At 62.0% G+C, this 15,102-nt stretch carries 14 protein-coding genes; 13 read left to right on the top strand and 1 reads right to left on the bottom strand.

Going from position 1 to position 15,102, the window contains the following annotated elements; translation table 11 throughout:
• The first annotated feature begins 19 nt into the window (after nt 1-19).
• The gene (locus P0111_10885) at nt 20-1,315 is read left to right on the top strand and encodes a competence/damage-inducible protein A (GenBank protein ID MDF0644528.1); all 1,296 of its coding nucleotides are present in this window, start codon (nt 20-22) and stop codon (nt 1,313-1,315) included.
• A gap of 16 nt (nt 1,316-1,331) precedes the next feature.
• Nucleotides 1,332-1,937, top strand: coding sequence for an RNA 2',3'-cyclic phosphodiesterase (gene thpR / locus P0111_10880; protein MDF0644527.1), 606 nt, complete (start codon nt 1,332-1,334; stop codon nt 1,935-1,937).
• A gap of 159 nt (nt 1,938-2,096) precedes the next feature.
• Here the strand turns inward: thpR and P0111_10875 are convergent, their stop codons facing one another.
• Complete coding sequence (locus tag P0111_10875) at nt 2,097-3,188, bottom strand: response regulator (protein MDF0644526.1); 1,092 nt, start codon at nt 3,186-3,188, stop codon at nt 2,097-2,099.
• A 39-nt stretch (nt 3,189-3,227) separates the two neighbouring features.
• On the opposite strand from P0111_10875, the gene P0111_10870 reads away from it, so the two are divergent.
• The 11 genes from P0111_10870 to P0111_10820 all read left to right on the top strand — a co-directional run bounded on the left by P0111_10870 (nt 3,228) and on the right by P0111_10820 (nt 15,072).
• Entirely contained in the window at nt 3,228-3,704 is a 477-nt protein-coding gene (locus P0111_10870) for a hypothetical protein (GenBank protein MDF0644525.1), read from the top strand.
• A gap of 171 nt (nt 3,705-3,875) precedes the next feature.
• Nucleotides 3,876-4,970 (top strand): recombinase RecA, encoded by a 1,095-nt coding sequence (recA, locus tag P0111_10865; protein ID MDF0644524.1) that lies wholly within the window; start codon nt 3,876-3,878, stop codon nt 4,968-4,970.
• Between the two features lie 111 nt (nt 4,971-5,081).
• A complete protein-coding gene (locus tag P0111_10860; protein ID MDF0644523.1) occupies nt 5,082-5,588 on the top strand; it encodes a RecX family transcriptional regulator in 507 nt (168 codons plus the stop codon).
• A complete protein-coding gene (gene alaS / locus P0111_10855; protein ID MDF0644522.1) occupies nt 5,569-8,205 on the top strand; it encodes an alanine--tRNA ligase in 2,637 nt (878 codons plus the stop codon). The genes P0111_10860 and alaS overlap by 20 nt, the downstream gene beginning before the upstream one ends.
• Nucleotides 8,206-8,209: 4 nt before the next feature.
• Entirely contained in the window at nt 8,210-8,773 is a 564-nt protein-coding gene (gene ruvX, locus P0111_10850; protein ID MDF0644521.1) for a Holliday junction resolvase RuvX, read from the top strand.
• On the top strand, nt 8,709-9,722 hold the full coding sequence (gene mltG / locus P0111_10845) for an endolytic transglycosylase MltG (protein ID MDF0644520.1): 1,014 nt from the start codon (nt 8,709-8,711) through the stop codon (nt 9,720-9,722). Before ruvX ends, mltG begins: the two co-directional genes overlap by 65 nt.
• A 52-nt stretch (nt 9,723-9,774) precedes the next feature.
• Entirely contained in the window at nt 9,775-10,452 is a 678-nt protein-coding gene (gene deoC, locus P0111_10840) for a deoxyribose-phosphate aldolase (protein MDF0644519.1), read from the top strand.
• A gap of 52 nt (nt 10,453-10,504) precedes the next feature.
• The gene (locus tag P0111_10835) at nt 10,505-11,656 is read left to right on the top strand and encodes a phosphopentomutase (GenBank protein ID MDF0644518.1); all 1,152 of its coding nucleotides are present in this window, start codon (nt 10,505-10,507) and stop codon (nt 11,654-11,656) included.
• 90 nt (nt 11,657-11,746) lie between these two features.
• Nucleotides 11,747-12,205, top strand: a complete 459-nt coding sequence (locus P0111_10830) for a RidA family protein (protein ID MDF0644517.1) — start codon at nt 11,747-11,749, stop codon at nt 12,203-12,205.
• 214 nt (nt 12,206-12,419) lie between these two features.
• Nucleotides 12,420-14,093 carry an IPT/TIG domain-containing protein gene (locus tag P0111_10825; protein ID MDF0644516.1) on the top strand — a complete coding sequence of 558 codons (1,674 nt, stop codon included), beginning with the start codon at nt 12,420-12,422 and terminating at the stop codon, nt 14,091-14,093.
• A 4-nt stretch (nt 14,094-14,097) separates the two neighbouring features.
• Entirely contained in the window at nt 14,098-15,072 is a 975-nt protein-coding gene (locus P0111_10820; GenBank protein ID MDF0644515.1) for a YCF48-related protein, read from the top strand.
• The last annotated feature ends 30 nt before the right edge of the window (nt 15,073-15,102 follow it).

Here is a 15,102-nt window from a genome sequence, read left to right as displayed (position 1 = left end):
CCGGCGCTCGATCGACAATATGCCGCCAAGACGCCCCGCGCCGCCGCTGCACCTTGCCGAAACCATCGCCGTCGGGTCGGAACTCCTGGTCGGCGGACGAACCGACTCCAATTCATTGCGGATCGCGGAGGAATTCGGCCGCCTCGGCATCGCGGTCCGTTTCAAATCGATCGTCGGAGACGACCGCAAGGACATTCGAACCGCAGTGGGAACGGCTGCCCGCCGGGCCGGCGTCATTGTACTGACGGGCGGGCTCGGACCGACCGTGGACGACTGCACGCGCGAAGCTGTCGCGGACGTGACAGGCCGGCGGTTGACTCTGCGCAAGGACGCGTCCGAAGCACTCAAGGCTCGGCTTGCTGAATGGGGGCGAATCCCCAACGCCGGCCAGCGCCGGCAGGCCTTGATACCGGCCGGCGCGACGGTCATCCGCAACCCGGTGGGCTCCGCCCCGGGCTTCTGGATGAAATGGAACGGCGCTTTGCTGATTTCCCTGCCCGGGGTTCCGTGGGAAATGGAAGCGATGCTGCGGGACTCCGTCCTGGCGCTCTTGGCCTCAGAATTGACTGACGCAGGCGCGAGCGTGTCTCCCCTCACGCGTCTGGTGTTCCACACGTTCGGACTTCCGGAAGCGGAGGTCGATGCGAAGCTGAAGGGGTTCATCAAACCTGCGACGCCGGTGGACTTGGGACTCTTGGCGTCGCCGATGGGCGTCTTGGTCTCTCTGACGACGAGGCCGTCACCACCCCTGAGCAAGGTGATGTTGCAACGGTTGGCCGATGGGGTGCGGTCGCGGCTCGCCGATTGGCTCTATACCGAGGGGCAAGACAGCATGGAGGAGGTGGTCGGTCGGCTTCTGACGGAGCAGCACAAGACCGTGGCTGTGGCGGAATCCTGCACGGGAGGGCTGATCGGTCATCGGTTGACGCAGGTGCCGGGCTCGTCAGCCTACGTCGATTGCGGCGTGATGTGTTACAGCAACCGTGCCAAGACCGACCTGCTCGGAGTATCGCCGCTATTGATTGCACGGCACGGCGCAGTCAGCGCAGAGGTGGCGTCCGCCATGGCACGGGGGATGAGAGAGCGAAGCGGCGTCTCGGTGGCTCTGAGCGTGACCGGCATCGCCGGCCCGGGAGGAGGCACGGCGACCAAGCCCGTGGGATTGGTCTATCTCGGGCTCGACACGGAGGATGGCCGGTCGATCACCAAGGAGTATCGTTTCAGCGGCGACCGCTCGGTCGTCAAACAACGGGCCTCCCAGGCGGCGTTGGATGTGCTCCGGCGCTGGCTCCTGGAGCGGGCGGAGCCCGCTTGAGCAGACAGACAATCGCATGATTCGCGCATTCCTTGCCGTCGTACCGGATGCCGAGCTGCTCGGGCGTCTTGCCCTGGTGCAGCAGGACCTCAAGCGGCGTCTGGGGCGGGATCTGCCTCGCAGCGTCCGGCTCTCCTGGGTACCGCCCGCGGCTATCCATCTCACGATGAAGTTTCTGGGCGACATCCCCGACGACCTCGCGCCGGTGCTCCATGACGCGATGGTTCAAACCATGAGCGGCCATAGGTCCCTGTCGATTCCACTGGAGCGGCTGGGAGCCTTCCCGGATACCAGGCGGCCGAGAGTGCTCTGGGCCGGTCCTGGCGAGTCGTGGGAGCGTGGCGAGGACGATCGGCGACTCGTCACGATGCACCAAGCGATCGAGGCATGCTGTCAGATTGTCGATCTCGCTCCGGACGCAAGGCCGATGGCTCCGCACCTGACGTTGGCGCGGGTCAGGGAAGGCAATCGTCAGCTCGGCTCACTGTTGGCTCGTGTCGGCAAGCTGGACGAACCGATCATGCCGGGGCCGCTCATGGCAAATTCTGTAGTATTGATGCGCAGCGAGTTGCACCCGACCGGTTCGGTCTACACACCACTGTGGGAGGTCCGCCTCGGCTAGACGTCATTTTAGAACCCCGAATCCGTGTTTCGACAAGCTCAGGACGAACGAAATACCATGAGGTTTTGCGGGGCATCCGGTTACCCTAAGCCCGCCGAGAGGTGAACGGAGGGTTTAGGGTTTGAGGGGGGAAGAAGGGCCGTTCCGACCAGGAGACGGCTAGGCTTGAGGAGGTTGCTCGCGCATGGTTTTACAGAACAGTTCGGTCAGAGCCGGGTCGAACGCGGTGCCGGCTTGGCGTTCAATCTCGTCGATCGCGGCCTTGACTGTGAGCGGAGTCGCTCCCGGCCGTTCGGCGGTGAGCTCGTCAAAGCCCTGAGCGAGTGAGACGATGCGCGCCAGGAGGGGGATACGCTCGCCCTGCAATCCGAAGGGGTGACCCGTGCCGTCCCATCGTTCGTGATGGAGGGCGATGATTTGCACGGCGTCGATCGGCAGGCCCAAAGCGCGTCCGATCCGAGCGCCAAGGTCGGTGCGGTGGCCGTCGCGGCTGGATTCATGCTGCAGAGCGTGACCCTCCGCCGCCTGGATGAGGTCCAGATCGTGAGCCAGTGCGCCGAGCGATAGGATATTTTGCTCGGGCAACGACAGCTGTAGTTGATTCGCGGTGAGCGAGGCATAGAAACTCACGCGATTGCCATGATTCACCAGATACCGGTCCCGTGCCTCCAATAGGTCGGAGAGCAACTGAATCGGCGAGGTCGTTTCACCGATGTGGGCCGGCTGCAGAATTGCTCCATTCTTTTGAGACGCGGCATAGGCGGCACCCAGTCTGCGCCAGGCGGCGGAGCAGCCCGGTTCCGGTCCCCAGAGCGCCCGGTCCTCGGCCAACAGGCTGCGCAGGCTATCGAGACGCTGTTTTTTTTGCGCGGTCTGCAGGCTGATCGTGAGCAATTCCGAAGTGTTGAAGGGCTTCAACAGAAACCCGGCTGCTCCATGACGGATACAGTCCATGGCGGACTGGAGCGAGCCGAAGGCGGTCACCATAATGACTTCGACTTGCGCGTGGGTCCGCTTGATTTCGGTGAGCAGGTCGGCGCCGGAGCCGTCGGGCAGGCGGAGGTCCAAGGTCACGAGATCCACGCCGTGGTCGTTGAGAACGGCCATGGCGGTGCGCCCGTTGTCTGCGGTCAAGATGTTGAAATTCTGGCGAAGCGTCTGGGTCAGCGCCGCGCGAGGCGCGGCTTCGTCGTCGACAATGAGCACGGTCGGTTTCACGTCGGGTGAGCAGGGCATGGCGGTAGACGGCATGCTTTTACCTGTAAGCTGAACACCCGACTTCGTCAAGGAATGAGCGAATCTCTGTCGCCGGTGCTTGACCTTGATTGGATCACGGAATACAGTAAAGCCATGCGTGTTGGGTTACGGATGTGGATTCCGCTCATGCTGGCGAGTTCGCTTGTTATCGCGCCTGTATGGGCCGGCGATGCCGATACCTTCGATCCGGAGCAACCGTTCGACTCGCTGCGCAATCGGCTGTTGTTCGAATCGCTGGCCGATCACGCCTTGGACCTTCTGAGGGATCACCTCGAAATTTCCGCAGATGCGCCGGCCGGGAACAGCAGAGACGAAGGACGTCAATCCCTCCGCTTCAGGTTTTACCCTGAGGGAAAATCCAAGTCCGATCAATACTTCGCCGCCGAAGGATGGCTGGGACCGTCATCTGATGCGCGGCGACAGGAGCTGCATTTCCAGTTCTCCCTTCCCGGTTCCTCGAAGAAATCTTCGAAGCAATCCGACTGGTTTCAGCGGGACAACGTACTGTAAGCGGTCTCGCGGACCTGTTGTGCGCCCGAATGCGGCCATTGTCCGATAGCGCGGGTCGTAAAACGGCTGCGGCGGGGAATCTTCGCTAGGCTTCTTCCGGCCGGTTTCGGTATAATCCGCCCTCTCCCATTCCATTACATGGACTGATCAGATTGACTAGGAGGACCGCTCATGGCCGAAAAAGACGACAAGAAGCGCGCGCTTGATTTGGCCCTGTCCCAGATCGAAAAACAGTATGGGAAGGGAGCCATCATGAAGCTGGGGGATGCGGAGGCTGCCGAGGCCGTTCCGGCCATCTCCACCGGCTCATTGGGGCTCGATATCGCCCTCGGCGTCGGCGGGTTCCCTCGCGGCCGAGTCATCGAGATTTTCGGCCCGGAGGCATCCGGGAAGACGACGCTCACCCTGCATGCGATTGCCGAAGTGCAGAAGACGGGCGGCGTGTCAGCCTTCATCGACGCCGAACATGCCTTGGATCTCACCTACGCCAGAAAACTCGGGGTCCAGGCCGATGATTTACTCGTCTCGCAGCCGGACACGGGCGAACAGGCCTTGGAGATCGCCGAAACGCTGGTGAGAAGCGGCGCGATCGATCTGATCGTGGTCGATTCGGTGGCGGCACTCACTCCGCGGGCGGAGATCGAAGGCGAAATGGGCGACGCGCATATGGGCCTGCAAGCCCGGCTGATGTCCCAAGCCCTCCGAAAGCTGACCGCCGCGATCGCGAAGTCGCAGACGACGGTGATTTTCATCAACCAGATCCGCATGAAACTGGGCGTCATGTTCGGGAACCCTGAAACGACGACCGGCGGCAACGCCCTGAAGTTCTATTCCTCCGTCCGGCTCGACATCCGCCGCATCGAGTCGCTCAAGGAAGGGCAGGAGGTGGTGGGAAGCCGGGTTCGTGTGAAGGTGGTCAAGAACAAGATGGCGCCGCCGTTCAAGCAGGCGGAGTTCGACATCTTGTTCGCACAGGGCATTTCCAAGAGCGGGGAGCTGGTCGATTTGGGTGTGGATCGGAAAGTGCTGGAGAAATCCGGAGCCTGGTATTCCTATCGCGGCGAGCGCCTCGGGCAGGGTCGGGATGCGGTCCGGGATTTTCTTCAGACGAATCAGCCGCTGGCGCGTGAGATTGAAGCGAAGTTGCGCGAACTGGCCGGTCTGCCGGGCCGAGGGACGGAGAAATCCGCCCCTGCGCCGGCGAAGGAAGAGCGGCGCGCAGAGGAAAAGCGCGAAGAGCGGCGACCGCACAAGGTCGGCGTGTGATGCAACAGGCTCCCACCGCAGCCTGGCGAAGGCGGGTGCCTGTCTCGGCTCCAACAGAGGGTCCGCGTTCAGACGGGGAGAGTCGCCGGTCGGAGAGACGAGCGCCCCCAGATGAGTAAGCCCACGAAGGACCCGGCGCTTCAATGTTCCGATCCGTGGCTTCAAATTTCGGTGCGGTACCTGGCGCGGTTCGATCGGACCACGAAGCAGGTCGAGGAGTTTCTTCGGGCGAGAGGCGCATCGCCGATTCAGATCACCCGCACGGTCCGGCGCCTGGCGACGCTTCGGTACCTGGATGATTCCGCTTATGCCGAACGGTGGATTGCGTCCCGATTGTCGAGAGGTCCGTTCGGAACGGTCCGGCTGAGAGTCGAGCTGCTCCGGAGGGGGCTCCCCGAGGCAGTGATCGATGCCGCGCTGCGTCGTGCGCTGGGTGAAGTCGATCAGGACGCGCTAGCCCGCAGGGCGGTGGGTCTGAAGCAGCGTCGCGGCAGCCGGCTGAGCCGGCAACAAATGCTCCGCCTCCTACGTCAGCGGGGTTTTGAAGAAGACGTCATCTCCCGTATTATGGGAGAATGGCCTGGGACGGAGAGGGGCGATGATGAACAACAGCGCTGATGAACTGCGACGGGGTTTCCACCGGTACTTCGAAGAACATGGGCATCGGTCCCTTCCAAGCTCGCCGTTGATTCCGCAAGCGGACCCCACCTTGCTCTTCACCAACGCGGGCATGAACCAATTCAAGCGGGTGTTCCTGGGCGAGGAAAGCCGCCCCTACAAGCGGGCGGTGACGGTGCAGAAGTGTCTCCGGGCCGGCGGCAAACACAACGACTTAGAGAATGTGGGTTACACCCGCCGGCACCATACCTTCTTCGAAATGCTCGGCAATTTTTCGTTCGGCGACTATTTCAAAGCCGACGCCATCTCGTTTGCCTGGGAGTTCCTGACCAAGACCGTGGGGCTGGATCGTTCCCGCCTGTGGGTCACGATCTTCCGAGAAGATGATGAGGCCGACGAACTCTGGCGGAAGATCGGCGTGTCCCCCTCGCGCATCATGCGCTTCGGCGAGAAGGACAACTTCTGGCAAATGGCGGACACCGGCCCTTGCGGACCTTGTTCGGAAATTCACTTCGATCAGGGGACGGCGGTTCCCGGCGACGAGACGCCGAATGGGGCGGGAGATCGGGTCATTGAAATCTGGAACCTCGTGTTCATGCAGTACAACCGCGACGCCGCCGGCACGCTGCATCCACTCCCGAAACCGAGCATAGACACCGGGATGGGGCTGGAACGGTTGGCCGCCGTCGCTCAAGGCGTCCATAGCAACTACGACAGCGATCTCTTCACGCCGCTGCTCGCGGCAATCGGCCGTCGCGCCGGAATCGCGTATGGAAGCAAGGAAGAGGCGGACCGGTCGATGCGGGTCATCGCCGACCATTTGCGGTCCGTGACCTTTCTGATGACCGACGGCGTGCTGCCCTCCAACGAAGGGCGCGGGTATGTCTTGCGCCGCATCGTGCGCCGAGCCGCGAGGCACGGCCGGTTGCTCGGGATCGTCGAACCGTTTCTGCACGAGCTGACCGCGGCGGTCGTGGAAAACATGGGTGAAGCCTACCCTGAATTGAGAAGCTCGGCGGGAACAGTGGCCGAGGCAACAAGGGGAGAAGAAGAACGGTTCATCGCCACCTTGGACCAGGGATTACCGATCCTAACCGATCTGGTGGACGAGACCAGATCGACCGGCCGCATGATGCTGGCCGGCGCCGATGTGTTCAAACTGTACGATACCTACGGGTTTCCGTTGGATTTGATCGGTGAAGCCTGCCGTGAGCAGGGCATGACGCTGGACGAGCAGGGGTTCGACCGCGCGATCGAAGAACAGCGAAATCGCGCGCGCAAGACCGGAGGATTCGAACAGGAAACGACGAGGCCCGGACTGGCCGAGCTGGCCGGGCAGGTCGGCGCGACCACGTTCGTCGGCTATGACCGATTGGAATCCGACAGTGTGTTGCTGGCCATTTTGAAAGGCGACCGGATCGTCACGGAGGCGGCGGAAGGCGACGAAGTCGAAGTCGTGCTCGATGTCACGCCGTTTTATGCGGAGGGCGGCGGCCAGGTAGGCGATCAGGGTGCGCTGCTGGGCCTGGAAGGACGCCTGGACGTCAAGGATACGACGAGGCCGGCGCCGGCGCTCATCCTTCACAAGGGGACGGTGAGCAAGGGACGGATCAAGCAGGGCGAGCCGCTTCGGGTGCAGGTGAACGGCACGACCAGGCAGGATGCGGCGCGCAACCATACGGCGACTCATTTGGTGCATGCGGCTTTGCGCGAATTGCTGGGACCCCACGTCAAGCAGTACGGGTCGTTGGTGGCGCCCAACCGGTTGCGGTTCGACTTCGCGCATTTCCGGCCACTGTCCTCCCGCGACATCGACGAGATCGAAACGACCGTCAACAGCGAGATCAGAAACAATGAGACCGTACGCACCGAGGTCATGAGCATTCAGGACGCCGTGGCGAACGGCGCGCTGGCGTTCTTCGGCGACAAGTACGGCGAGCAGGTGCGGGTGGTCACGGTCGAATCGTTCAGCAAGGAGCTGTGCGGAGGCACCCATTGCCGCCAGACCGGTGAGATCGGCCTCTTCAGAATCGTTTCCGAAACCGGAGTCGCGGCCGGCGTCAGGCGGATAGAAGCGCAAACCGGCAGCGGCGCGCTGGCCATGTGGAGAAAGCTTGAGGCGGAGGTGCGGGAGTTGTCCGATCTCTTGAAGGTCGCACAACCTGAACTGGTGTCCAAGACGCGCAAGCTGATGACCCAGCTCAAGGACAAGGAGCGGGAGCTCGAAGAACTGAAGTTGAAGATGGCGAGCGGCTCTTCCGTCGCCTCCACGGTGAAGACGGTCGCCGGCGTCTCCGTGCATGTCCAACGTGCGGACGGCATGGACATGAATGGTCTACGTGCCCTGGCCGATCAGATTCGTGACAAACTGCGGAGCGGCATCGTGGCGCTGGGAGCGGCGACGGACGATGGCAAGGTTGCGTTACTTGTGGTGGTGACCAAGGATCTGTCCGGCAAGATCAAGGCCGGCGACCTGATCAAGGTCATGGCGGCCGAAGTGGGTGGAACCGGCGGCGGGCGGCCGGAGATGGCTCAGGCAGGAGGGAAGGATCCGGCCAAACTGGATCGCGCGCTGGAAATGGTCTTTGATCTGGTTGAACGGGCGCAGCAGCGGTAAACTTATGCAAGGCCGACGTATCTTGGCCCTCGATTACGGAACCAAGCGGATCGGGGTCGCCCTCAGCGATGAGCTGGGCTGGACCGCGCAGCCGCTCGAGACGTTTGAGCGCCGTACCCTTGATCGGGATATCGCACATGTCGCGTCGTTGGTCGGTTCTCATGAAGTCGGACAGGTGGTCCTGGGATTTCCGCTTCAGTTGGACGGACGGGAAGGGCCGGCAGTTCAGGCGATGCGGCAATTCGCCGACCGTCTGGAACAAGGCCTGCCGGTGCCGGTCGTCCTCTGGGACGAGCGGATGACGACCAAGGCGGCGGAGGACTTGCTGATCGCCGCTGATGTGAGCCGGAAGAAGCGCAAAGGCGCCGTCGATCGCGTGGCCGCCGCAATCTTGTTGCAGAGCTATCTGGCAAGCCTGGCGTCGCCCCCTTCTGGCGCAGGCGGCGGTTCCGATTACGAGGAGGCAACGCTCGCACAGGCTCATGACATCCCGGATTACCCTCATGCTGCTCCTGTCCGTGGTCGTCGCGCTGGGCGTGGCCGCCTATCGCGTGATGAAATGGGCTGAAGCGCCGGTCGTTTCCGGTCAGGACCATCCCTCTTCCAAAATCGTGACGATTCCGGATGGCTCCACGTTTTTCCAAGTCGCGACCTTGCTCGAACAGGAAGGGTTGATCAAGAGCCGTCCTGCTTTTGTTCTGCTCGGACGGTCACAGTCGGCGGACCGGCGGATCCGTGCCGGGGAGTACGAGCTCAACGCGGCCATGGCGCCGGCGGAGATTCTTGCCAAGCTGCTCAGCGGTCAGGTGGTCCTGCACTCGATCACCATACCGGAAGGGCTGACCTTGGCACAGATGGCCCTGTTGATGGAGCAGCATGAGGTCGCGGACCGGGCCGACTTTCTGAGGCTGGCGCGGGATGGTCCCTTCATCGCATCGCTGGGTCTGAGGGTGGACAGCCTGGAAGGCTATCTCTTTCCGGATACGTACAAGTTTCCCAAGGCGGTCCGAACGAAGGACGTCCTCACGACCATGGTAGAGCATTTTCGACAGGCGTACCGTCCGGAGTTGCAGGCGAGGGCGGACGACCTGAGGATGACCCAACATGAGGTGGTCACGCTTGCCTCGGTCATCGAGAAAGAAACCGGGGCGGACGCGGAGCGAGCGGAGATCTCCGCGGTCTTTCACAACCGGTTGCGCAAGCACATTCCGTTGCAGAGTGATCCGACGGTCATTTACGGTTTGACCGGATTCGACGGCAATATCCGGAAGAAGGATCTCTCCAGCCCGAGCCCCTACAATACCTACAGGGTCGTGGGCTTGCCGCCAGGCCCGATCGCCAGTCCGGGTCTGAGAGCCATCGAAGCGGCGTTGTATCCCTCGAATTCACGCGCCCTGTATTTCGTGTCGCGCAACGACGGTACCCACCATTTCTCCTCGACACTCTCCGAGCATAATCAGGCGGTCGAGAAGTATCAGAAACGTCCGTTCAGACGCGGTGCGCTGCCGCGCACCTAATCCCATCCGGGTCGAGGTCCCTGTTCACCAATCGATGCGGGAAAGGAGCATGATGAGCGATGGATCGTGGAATCTGCCTGCGTTGATCGACCATACGATTCTGCGTCCAGAGGCGACCAGGCACGATGTGTTGCGCCTCTGCGACGAGGCCCGGATGCACGGCTTCCCGGTGATCTTCGTCCCACCGTGCTATGTCGGGGAGGCGGTGGAGGCCGTGGCCGGCGCCGCGATTCGGGTGGGCATTCCGGTCGGCTTCCCGCTCGGCGGCCACTCGACTGCGGCGAAGGTCGCGGAAGCCGTGGACGGGGTGGCGCGGGGCGCCACGGTGGTTGACATGGTCATCAACATCAGCCGTCTGAAATCGGGCGACGTTGATGCCGTCCGTCGGGATATTGCCGAGGTCGTTGCGGCGACGGTCTCCGCCGAGCACAAAGTCATCATCGAGACCTGCTACCTCACGCTGCAAGAAAAGATCACGGCCTGCCGGCTGGCCTTGGAGGCACGGGCGGACTACGTGAAAACTTCGACGGGATTTGGACCAGCCGGGGCGACCGTGGCCGACGTGAAATTGATGAAGGAGCAGGTTGGTGGGAAGGCCAGGGTCAAAGCGTCCGGCGGCATCAGAAACTGGGCCGCCACGCGGGCCTTGCTGGAGGCAGGAGCCGATCGAATCGGCACGAGCGCCGGCCTGGCGATTGTCGCGGAGTGGAAACAGAAGCGTCGCGCGTGACGAACTGCACGACGTTTCGCCCTGCAGCGGCTTCTGCTATAGTGCGCGCATCATGCAGCGCGTCATTCTGTTCGTACTCGGAGGGTTCGGAGTCGGTGCCCTGCCGGACGCCGACGACTATGCCGACGCCGGGACCAATACCTTAGCGTATCTTGCCGAGGAGACCGGCGGAGTGAACCTTCCCACGCTGGAATCGTTGGGTCTGGGCCACTTGGGCGGTGTCCGCGGTGTGCGAGTGATGGCACAACCCAGCGGCTGCTTCGGCCGACTTGCGTTCCAATCCACCGGCAGCGATTCGCTCCTGGGAAACTGGGAACTGGCCGGATGCATCATCACTGAGAAAGCGACCGACTATTCGAGCGGTTATCCCGAAAAACTTCAGACCGAGCTGGAGCAGATTTTCGGAAAAACCTTGGGCAATCAGGTTGCCTTCGGTCCTGCGCTGCTCCGGGAACTGGCCACGCAGCACCTGTCGTCGAAAGCGCCGATCCTATGGACCGATGGCCGGCGGACCTGCCATGTCGCCGCACATGAGACCGTGCTGGCGGCAGACCATCTTCTGCGATTGTGCCGAGAGGCCCGCAGGGCCGTGAAGGAGCCGTGGGGAATTTGGCGGGTTGTGGCCCATCCCATGACGGGACAACCGGGAGCCTGGCGCTACAAACCCGGCCGGCGTGATTTTGCGATTGAGCCGCCGGCTCAAACCATGTTGGACGTGCTAGGCCGTGCCAATCAGATTCTAATCGGTGTGGGAAAAGTCGGGGATCTGTTCAGCGGTAGGGGATTTACCAGGACGCTACAGTCGGCGTCGTGGAGCGCGGCATTCGACGAAGTCGACGGCATGCTCAACAAAGTGCCGCGTGGCCTGATCTATGCCGGACTGGATGTCTTTGACGACGAGCCGGCCGGGTCCGTGACATCGCTCCATGAATTCGATCGACGGCTTCCTCATGTGCTCGAGCAGCTGCGGCCGGGGGATCTTCTCATCGTGACCGGGGATCACGGACGGCATCCAGCCAAGAAACATCGTCTACCGACCAGGGAATATGTGCCGCTGCTGGTCACCGGGCCGAAGCTGGCTCAGGGAGTCAATCTCGGCGTGCGCCCGAGTGCCGCCGACCTTGGACAGACCGTCGTGGAAGCACTTCTCGGGGAGGCGTTGCCGGTAGGAGAGAGTTTCCTGGACGCGCTGCAGGCGGGATAGCTCCTAGTGCTGAGTGCCTGGTTCTGAGTGCTGAGTTTCAAATTCGCTGACCCAAAGTCAGAATTCATACCTCGGAACTATGAGACGAGCATGTCCTACGAAGAGAAATTGAAGGAGATCGGCGTCGAATTGCCGCAAGCTCCGAAGCCGGTCGCCACCTATGTATCGGCGGTGCGGGCGGGCGATCTGTTGTTCTTGTCCGGCGTGCTGCCGATGCACCAGGGGCAGTTGGCCTGGTCGGGAAAACTCGGTCGCGAATTGCGCGTCGAGCAGGGAGCCGAGGCGGCCAGAACGGCGCTGCTCAACGCCCTTGCGATCGTCAAGCAGGAACTCGGCTCGCTGGATCGGATCGTACGCGTCGTCAAAGTTGTGGGGTATGTCGCGTCCGCCGACGGATTTACCGATCAGCCTCAGGTGCTCAACGGCGCATCCGATCTGCTTGTGGCGATTTTTGGCGAGAAGGGGCGTCACGCCAGAGTGGCGGTCGGGGCGATGGAGTTGCCCCGCGGCGCCGCAATCGAGATCGAGCTCATTATCCAAGTGGCCTGATCGCTGCTCTGTCCGACGTCACCGCTCGTCCGAACATCGCCGCCGCGTCGGCTTGACACCCGAAAAAACCGCTTGCTATAGTCCGATTGCCGCGTTGATTCACGTTGTACCCCCGAACTTCCCTCCTTCTCCGGTGCGTGGGGTTCTCGTGCCACGCAGAGCCTTGTATTCTCCTCTGGTTATGGGCTCACTGAAGGGACGAACATTGCGCTCGTTGAAGACGCTAGTGAGCCTGGGGGGAGTTGTCCTCCTGTCGTGGCACGCAGCCGCGCTGGCCGCGCCGCCGGAAACTGCCCTCCATGTCGAGCCCTCGACAGGAGTTCCCGGTGCCACGGTTACCATTGTCGGACATGGGCTGGGCGCGTTTAAGTCGATGCAAGCCAACCAGGTGACGTTCGGAGGAATTCCGGCGCTGATCCAGCGTTGGGATCCCGACGTTGTCGAGGTCAAGGTTCCGTCGAAGGCGCAGACAGGTCCGGTTGAGGTGAGGATCGGGAAGAAAAAGTTGCGCGCCGGAACCTTCACCTCCGTCTTTCCGAAAATTACCTCCATCAATCCCGCCGCCATCGAGCCGGGCCACACAGTCGAAATCGTCGGCGAACACTTTGGGGTCACCGCCGGTCCTCGTGATCCGAACACGATGTTCGGAGTCAATGATGTGCTGATCGGGGGCGTCACCGTCAGGCCGCGGCGATGGAAAGATGAAAAGATCGAGGTGGAAGTTCCAGCCAACGCGAAGTCCGGCGAAGTGGTGGTGCGATTGTCCTCGTCCGATCCGCTTCCCGACGGGTCCTGTTGCGCCCCGGTGCAATACGTCCTGAGCAATCCCGTGTCCTTGAAGGTGATTCCTGTGGTACAGGTGGATCCGTTGCATGGACCGGCTGGGACGAAGGTGGTCTTGTTCGGTCAGGAATTCGGCACGGCCAGGGAAGCAGGCGATGATGTATTGATCGGCGGGCGTCCGGCTGCCGTGGTGCAGTGGACCGATCGGTCGATCGTGGCGCACGTACCCATGAACGCTGAGACAGGACCGGTCGTGCTCAAGCGAAAGGGACAGGAGCGGACTGTCGCGACCTTTACGGTGGAGACCCCCAAGGCCACAGGCGTTTCGCCGACGGGCGCCCCCATCGGAACCATGATCAGGATTCGAGGCGAGCATTTCGGAGCCTATTCGGAAAGCGGCTCCACCCCCTACAATTATGTGGACTTCGATACCGGGCAGAACCGCGTGGAAATCGGCGGTGTGCCGGCGGTGATTTACCGTTGGCACGACGACCGGATCGACGTCTGGGTGCCGTTCAGCGCGAAGAGCGGTCCGGTAGTCGTCAAGCGAGGGGCTCCGAAGCCGAATGCCGACGGGTCCTGTTGCACCGAGGTTGGGATCGTCTCAACCGAAGCAGGAACCTTCGCCGTCGTTGTGCCGGTGATCGAATCGTTCTCGCCTGCCTCCGCAGGACTGGACGACATCGTGACCATCAAAGGGTCTGGATTCGGGACCTTCATCAAGACGACTGAAGCGACTCAACCGGGACTCGCCGAAGGGGCGTTTAAGCTCCATCAAATGGAGCTCGGCGAAAACGTCTCCCGCACGGAGGTCCTGTTCAACAACATCGGAGCTATCGTCGTGTCGTGGACCGACACGGAAATCAAGGTTCGTGTTCCCCACCGTCACCTCTTCGGAATCGGGAAGCAGGGGCAGTTCAATCCCGATCTCTCGACCGGGCCTCTCGTGATTCGGCGCGGATCCTGGGACATGCTGCCCGACGGGACCTGTTGTACCGCCAAGAAGTGGCTGACCTTGGAGGCAGGGACATTCACGATCGAAGCCAAGGGCATGCCGGACCAGAGCTTCTTTGAAACCAGGCCGGAAGGCAGCACCAACGATTGATCAGATGCGCCTCTCGTTCGGTCCTATGAGCATCACCCGGCTCCTCCTTCTCATCCTCGTCCTTGGTTTTTCGTCACACGCCTCATCCGAGCCGATTCTGAAAACCGTCCCGCAGAAAACCGGCACGGAAGTGACACTGATGGGCTTGTACTTTCGCAATCCCCAGGTCGGATGGGCTGTGGGAGCAGGGGGTACTGTGCTCAAGACGATTGACGGGGGGCAGAAGTGGAAGAAAATTCCGAGCGGCACGACAGCTTTATTGACGGGAGTGTTGTTTGTCGACGACAAACGGGGGTGGATCGTCGGAGCGAATGGGACGATTAGACACAGCACCGACGGCGGGGCCACTTGGGCGCCGCAACCGATCGATACCCAGACGCCTCTGTACGGTCTCTCATTCGTGTCGCCGCAGGAAGGATGGGTCGTCGGTGGGAATGGAACGATTCTCCACACGACCGATGGCGGCGACAGTTGGGCAGACCAATCCAGTACCACTTCCGCAGCGCTCTACGCCGTACAGTTTGTGACCCCGCGTCGGGGAACTGCGGTCGGCGCTGTCGGGACGGTCCTCGCGACAGAGGACGGAGGGGCAACCTGGGTTGCGCAGGAGACTCAAGGTTCGGTCACTCTGTTCGATGTCTTCTTTTCGGATTCCACGACCGGGTGGGCTGTCGGCAATGCCGGCGCCATGTTCCACACGACGGACGGAGGGGGTCGTTGGGTCGATCGCACGTTGCCCTGTACCAAGACCTGCACGAGATTGACCGATCTGCTTCGCATTCGGTTCACCGACCCCAAGACAGGCTGGATCGTCGGCGAACGCGGCATGGTTTATCACACGACGGACAACGGATTTACCTGGACCGAACAGGGGTCGATCGCAGGTGTCTCCCTCTTCGGTTTGGCGTTTCCCGATCCATTGCATGGCTGGACCGGCGGGGAAAAAGGGACGATCGTGCAGCTGAAGATCGGCAAATAAGGGACTGGCGGAGCGGGTCCTGCCATCGAT

This window comes from Nitrospira sp., from assembly GCA_029194535.1.
Lineage (GTDB): Bacteria > Nitrospirota > Nitrospiria > Nitrospirales > Nitrospiraceae > Nitrospira_C.
This window is presented reverse-complemented; position numbering and strand designations above follow the sequence as displayed.